This window comes from Streptomyces sp. NPDC047072 (assembly GCF_040643855.1).
In the GTDB taxonomy this organism is placed as follows: Bacteria; Actinomycetota; Actinomycetes; order Streptomycetales; family Streptomycetaceae; genus Streptomyces.
This window is the reverse complement of record NZ_JBEYVC010000309.1, coordinates 1-6,445: the sequence shown is the minus strand read 5'-3', so window position 1 is coordinate 6,445 and position 6,445 is coordinate 1. Positions and strand designations below refer to the sequence as shown.

Annotated in this window: 6 protein-coding genes; all 6 read left to right on the top strand. The window is 73.9% G+C overall.

The window, feature by feature from the left end; translation table 11 throughout:
- Positions 1-991, top strand: a 991-nt coding sequence (locus ABZ896_RS51720) for a sugar transferase (RefSeq protein WP_360946172.1), incomplete at its 5' end; no start/stop codon positions are given.
- A gap of 7 nt (positions 992-998) precedes the next feature.
- The gene (locus ABZ896_RS51715; protein WP_360946169.1) at positions 999-2,303 is read left to right on the top strand and encodes an O-antigen ligase family protein; all 1,305 of its coding nucleotides are present in this window, start codon (positions 999-1,001) and stop codon (positions 2,301-2,303) included.
- The gene (locus ABZ896_RS51710; protein ID WP_360946166.1) at positions 2,300-3,961 is read left to right on the top strand and encodes a lipid II flippase MurJ; all 1,662 of its coding nucleotides are present in this window, start codon (positions 2,300-2,302) and stop codon (positions 3,959-3,961) included. Before ABZ896_RS51715 ends, ABZ896_RS51710 begins: the two co-directional genes overlap by 4 nt.
- Positions 3,945-4,661: a polysaccharide deacetylase family protein gene (locus ABZ896_RS51705; protein ID WP_360946163.1), complete on the top strand. Its 717-nt coding sequence runs from the start codon at positions 3,945-3,947 to the stop codon at positions 4,659-4,661. Before ABZ896_RS51710 ends, ABZ896_RS51705 begins: the two co-directional genes overlap by 17 nt.
- Position 4,662: 1 nt before the next feature.
- Entirely contained in the window at positions 4,663-5,817 is a 1,155-nt protein-coding gene (locus ABZ896_RS51700) for a glycosyltransferase (protein WP_360946160.1), read from the top strand.
- 20 nt (positions 5,818-5,837) lie between these two features.
- On the top strand, positions 5,838-6,445 hold a 608-nt coding region (locus ABZ896_RS51695), incomplete at its 3' end, for a lipopolysaccharide biosynthesis protein (RefSeq protein WP_360946175.1).

Sequence of the window (6,445 nt, the reverse complement as noted above, 5' to 3'; positions counted from 1 at the left end):
CGTCGGGGAAGCGCCGATGACGGGCATCGAGGAGCTGCTGCTCAGCCGTATCCGCGATGTGGCGGACTACCCGGAGCCGGGCGTGATGTTCAAGGGGGTGGCCGCCGCGCTGTTGCGCCACCCGCGGTGCGGGGTGCGCCCGGTGGGCGTGGTGGCCGGACAGCCCGACGGCAGCGAGGGCCTGCCCGTGCTGGCCACCGGCGAGGAGGTCCAGCGGGCCCTCATCCAGAACGGCGTACGGGACGTCCTCGCCGTCCATCCCTCGGTACGGCACGAACAGGGGCCGCTGCTGCGGGCGCTCGCCGAGTCGGGGTGCGCGGTGTGGGAGCTGGACGCGGACTCGCCGTCGTACGAGACCCGCCACCAGCTCGCCGGATTCGCCTGCCGCCGCCTGGACATGGGCGTACGGCGGCGTGGCAGCGTCGGCAAGCGGCTGCTGGACGTCGCCGTGTCCGGGACCCTGCTGCTGCTGGTCGCTCCGCTGCTGCTGGTGTGCGCGGTGGTGCTCAGGCTGACCAGTGGGCCCGGTGTGGTGTTCCGGCAGGAGCGGATCGGCAAGGACGGCAAGCCGTTCACGCTGCTGAAGTTCCGCACCCACCGGCCGGTCGACGAGCACGAGTCCGCGACACGCTGGAGCGTGGCGAACGAGGTCCGGATGCCGTGGTTCTGCCGCTTCCTGCGCAAGACCTCGCTGGACGAGCTGCTCCAGCTGTGGAACGTCTTCTGGGGCGACATGAGCCTGGTCGGCCCGCGGCCCGAACGGCCCTTCTTCGTCGGCGAGTTCAGCCAGGCCTACCCGGGCTACGCGGCCCGCCACCGGATGCGGACCGGCATCACCGGGCTCGCCCAGATCAACGGGCTGCGCGGCGACACCTCCATCGAGGACCGGGCCCGCTTCGACAACGCGTACATCGACAACTGGTCGCTGTGGCAGGACGTCTGCATCCTGCTGCGCACCGCGGCCGCCCTCGTACGTCCGACGGGGAGCTGAGCCGCCGATGACCCACGCCCTGACCCTCCCCCGGGTCCGTGAACTCTCCCCGGTGCTGCCGGTGGTGGCCGTCGTCGTCCTGGTCGCCCTGCCGCTCGGGCCGGGCGGCGAGGGCGGTGCCGGTCCCGCCGACGCGCTCTCCGCGCTGGTGGTGCTGTTCTGCGCGCTGCGTCTCGTACGGGAGCGGCGGCGCCCCCTGTCCCGTACCGCCGTCGTGCTGCTGGGGCTGCCGGTGGTCGGGGTGGCCGTCGCGGCGATGAGCGCGGCCCTCGCCGGTCAGCCCGGCGCCGGTCTCACCGGCCTGGGCCGCTACCTCCAGATCTTCGTGCTGGTCCCCGCGGCCGTGCTGCTGCTGGTCCGCGGCCGGGCCGACTTCCGGTTGCTGGCCTGGTCGTTCGTGGGGCTCGCCGGGTGGCAGGGGGCGATCGGCGTCCACCAGTACCTGACCGGCACCGGCGCGTCCTACCAGGGCGAGGAGATCCGGGCGGTCGGCACCTTCGGGGCGCAGGACGTGATGGGCATGGCGACGGTCGTGTCCTTCGGGCTGGTGTGCGCGGTGGGGCTGGCGCTGGGGTCGACTGCCGTACGCCATCGGGTGGTTGCCGCGTGTTGCGCGGGCGCGCTGCTGCTGCCCCTCGCGCTGTCCTTCAGCCGGGGCGCGTGGATCGCCACCGCGGTGACCTGCACGGCGCAGCTGCTTCTGGCCGGTCTGCGGCGGGCGTTGAAGGTGGGTGCCGTGGTGGTGGCCCTCGGGGTGGTCCTCGTCGGCGGCTTCGGGGTCGGTACGGCGATGCTGCAGGAGCGGATCAACAGCATCACGCAGGTCACCGACGCGCCCGACCAGTCGGTCACCGACCGGTACACGATGTGGGCGGCGGCGGTCGGGATGTGGCGCAAACAGCCGCTGACCGGTGTGGGGTTGAAGGGCTTCCCGGAGCACCGGGACGCGCACGCCTCGCTGGCGCTGTCCTCCGGAAGCGACACGGAGGGGGCGGGCGCGGCCTTCCGCAAGCAGCCGCTGCTGTCCCCGCACAACATGTACCTGCTGATCCTCGCCGAACAGGGCCTGATCGGCCTGCTGGCGCTCGCGGGCGGCTGGCTGGCCCTGCTGGTCTGCGCCCTGCGCCGCCTGCTGCGGGCGCACCGCACCGGCACGGCCCTCGACTGCGGCCTGGTCGCCTGCGGCCTGATGACCTGGCAGCTGACCGACTTCGCCTACGCGGACATCGGCGGCACGTCGACGGTACTGACCGCGGTGTGCTTCGGGATGGTGGCGTGGTGGGCGCTGGCCGCGAAGAACGAGGCGCGATGAGGGTGAAACCCTCCCGGACTCCCCGGACCGGTGCGGTAACCGTCCCACCGGCGCGCAGCGCCGAACAGGACTCCGTCGAACTCGCCCCCGCCTCCCGCAGCTTCCTCGCCAAGGCCACCCTCGTCACCGCCGTGCTCTCCATCGCCGGGGCGCTGCTCGGGCTGGTGCGGGACCAGGCGCTGGCGAGGCTGTTCGGGGCCGGGAGTGCGACGGACGCGTTTCTCGTGGCGTGGACCGTGCCGGAGTTCGCGGCGACGCTGCTGATCGAGGACGGGCTGGCGTTCGCGCTGGTCCCTGCGTTCAGTCTGGCGCTGGCCCGGCGCGCGCAGGGCGCCCCCGGCGACCCGGTCCGCGCCCTGGTCGCCACCACGCTCCCCCGCCTGTCGCTGGCCTTCGTCACCGTGTCCGGGCTGCTCGTCGTCGGCGCCCCCTGGGTCGTCGAGGCGCTGGCCCCCGGCCTGCCCGACCCCGCGCTCGCCGTCGACTGCACCCGCCTGACCGCCCTGTGCGTGCTCGGCTTCGGTCTCACCGGCTACTGCAGCGCGGCCCTGCGCGCCCACCGCCGCTTCCTCGCCCCGGCCGCGGTCTACGTGGCGTACAACACCGGCATCATCACGGCGATGTTCGTCCTCGGCGACCGCTGGGGCGTCCGCTCGTCCGCCCTCGGGGTCGCGGCGGGCAGCGGACTGATGATCCTCATCCAACTGCCCTCTTTTGTACGGCAGTTGCGACGCAAAGCGGCCGTCACCCGCCAGGAACCCGCCGACGGCACCGCCGAGCAGCGCGCCGTCACCGTCGCCCTCGTCGCCACCGTCCTGCTGTTCGCCCTGTGCCGCCAGTCGCAGGTCCTCATCGAGCGGTTCCTCGCCTCCACCCTCCCGGCCGGCGCCATCTCGCACCTGAACTACGCGCAGAAGGTCGCCCAGATCCCGATGACCCTCTCGCTGATGCTGTGCACGGTCACCTTCCCGGTGGTCGCCCGCGCCCTGGCCGACGGCGACGTCGAGCGCGCCCGCACCCGCGTCGAGCGGGACCTGGCGCTCGCGACCTGTCTGGTGCTGCTGGGCGCGGCCACGGTGATCGCGTGCGCGCCGCAGATCATCGAACTCCTCTTCCAGCGGGGCGCGTTCACCGCCGAAGACACCGCGGCCACCGCGGACGTCATGCGCGTCTACGCCCTCGGTCTGCTCGGCCAGTCCCTGACCGGCTGCCTGGTCCGCTCCTACTTCTCGGCGGGCCGCCCCTCCTGGTACCCGGTCGCCGCGATGACCGCCGGGATCGTCGTGACCTCCTGGTTCGGCGCCTGGTCGGTGGGCCCCTGGGGTGTCCTCGGGATCGCCGCCGCCAACGCCCTCGGCATCACCGTCACCGCCGCCCTGCTGCTGGCCGGCATGGGCCCCCGCAGCGTCCCGATCCGCACCCGGCGGGTCCTGGTCGAGCTGGGCAGGCCGGTACGGGCCGCGGTGGTCGCGACGCTCGTCGGCGCGTTCGTGGCGAGCCTGTTCACCACCCCCCTGCCGGGCCTGGTGACCGGCGCGGCGGCCGTCCTCACCGTCTTCGTCCTCCTGTGCCGGGCCCTGGGCGCCCAGGGCCTGACCCCCGCTTTCGACTCCGTACGCTCCCTCACCCGAAGGCTCGCTCATGGCCGCACCCGCTGAAGCCGCCCCGTGGATCGCGATGTACCACTCGGTGGGCGACTGCTCCGACGACCCGTACCGCATCACCGTCACCCCCGACCGCCTCGACCGCCAGCTGACCTGGCTGGCCCGCCGGGGCCTCAAGGGCGTCTCCGTCTCCGGACTGCTGTCCGCGCCGACCCGTAAGGGCCTGGTCGGCCTCACCTTCGACGACGGCTACGCCGACTTCCTCGACGGCGCCCTCCCGGTGCTCCGCAAGCACGGTTTCGGCGCGACCCTGTTCGTCCTGCCGGGCCGGCTCGGCGGCGAGAACGACTGGGACCCGCTGGGCCCGCGCAAGCCGCTGCTCACCGCCGACGGCATCCGCGAGGCCGCCGAGGCGGGCATCGAGATCGGCTCGCACGGGCTGACCCACGTGGACCTCACGCAGGCCGACGACGTCCTGCTGAAGGCCGAGGTCGTCGAGAGCCGGGCCGCGCTGGAGGAGCTGACCGGCCTGCCCGTCGACGGGTTCTGCTACCCGTACGGCACCCTCGACCGGCGGGTCGTGGACGCCGTCGGCGAGGCCGGCTACCGCTACGGCTGCGCCATCGACCCCGGCGCGATCGACAGCCCGCTCGCCCTCCCCCGCGTCCATGTCGGACAGAACGACACCGCCGTACGCCTCTTCCTCAAGTACCGCCTGCACCGGCTGCGCCGGCGGCCCGTCGAGGGGATCTGAGGTGAAGGCGCTCCATGTCATCACCGGGCTCGGGGTGGGCGGCGCCGAGCAGCAACTGCGGCTGCTGGTACGGCACTTGCCGGTCGACTGCGAGGTCGTGACGCTCACCAACCCGGGCGCGGTCGCCGACGGGCTGGTGGCCGACGGGGTGCGGGTGACGCACCTCGGGATGGCGGGCAACCGGGACCTGGCCGCGCTGCCCCGGCTGGTGCGGCACATCCGGCGCGGGGGGTACGACCTGGTGCACACCCACCTCTACCGCGCCTGTGTCTACGGCCGCCTCGCGGCCCGGCTCGCCGGGGTGCGCGGGATCGTGGCCACCGAACACTCCCTGGGCGACTCGCAGATGGAGGGCCGGAAGCTGACCCGCGGGGTGCGCGGGCTGTACCTGGCCAGCGAGCGGCTGGGCCGGGCCACGGTCGCCGTCTCCCCCACGGTCGCGGGCCGTCTGGAGCGCTGGGGCGTGCCCGCGCCCCGGATCGAGGTCGTCCCCAACGGCATCGACCTGGAGCGCTTCCGCTTCGACCCGGCACGACGGCTGCGCACCCGACAGCGCCTCGGCCTGCCGGAGACGGCGTACGTGATCGGCGGGGTCGGCCGTCTCGCCCCCGGCAAGCGTTTCGACGTCCTGATCCACGCCCTGGCCCAACTCCCGCCGGAGTACTTGCTGTTGCTGGTCGGCGGCGGGTCCGAGGAGACCCTCCTCAGGCGCACCGCGCACGAGGCCGGGGTGACCGACCGGGTCCTGTTCACCGGCGAGCGCCCCTACCTGCCCGACGGCACCCCCGGCCCCGACCTGCCCTCCCTCGTCGACGCGATGGACCTGCTCGCCTCACCCTGCCCCGAGGAGGCCTTCGGTCTCGCGGCCGTCGAGGCGCTGGCGTCCGGGCTGCCGGTGCTCTACGTCTCCTGCCCGGCAATCGAGGACCTGCCGGCGCGGACACGTGAGGCCGCACGCCAAGTCCCGTGCGACGCCGAGGCGTTCGCCCGGGCGGCCGTCGAGGTCCGGGAGCGGGGCCCTCGCCCGCGCACCGCGCCCGAGGCCGCCCACCACTACAGCATCACCCGCAGCGCCGCCCGGCTGATGGACGTCTACGCGGCCGCGGTGTCCGCCCCTTCCGTGTCCCCGTCACCCCAGGGAGCAAGTGCCCCATGACCTCCTCCACCACCACCGACATGTCCACCGGACCGCGCCGCCGCCCCAACCCCCTGGCCCGCGTCAAGGCCCTGCCCGCCTGGTCGCTGATCGCGGCCGGTGCCGTCGCCGGTGGCCTCCTTGGCGGGGTGTACGGCCTCGCCGAGCCGCCCGTTTACACGGCCACGGCGTATGTCGTCGCCGTCCCCACCGAGAAGTCCGACTCGGCCTCCGCGCTCGGTTTCGCGCAGGCCTACGGCCGGGTCGCCACCCAGCTCGCGGTGCTCGGGGACGCCCAGGTGTGGGCGGGCGTGCCGGTGAAGACGCTCCAGTCGAGCGTGCAGGCCGCGACCTCCCCGGACGCCCCGATGGTGTCCGTCACGGCCACCTCCAGCCGGGCCGACCTCGCCGCCGACATGGCCAACGCGGTCTCCCGCGCGCTCACCCGGCACGCCAACGACACCAAGAGCGCCACCAACGTCGAGCTCCAGCAGTTCGCCCGCGCCACCAAGCCCACCGCCCCGTCCTCCGCCTCGCCCGCGGTGACCGGGCTGGTCGGGGCGAGCGCGGGCGGTCTGCGCGGCGGGTACAGGATCCCTCGACCGCGGCGGGCGCGATCCGCCAGTGGCCGTTCTCCTCGTCGCCCAGC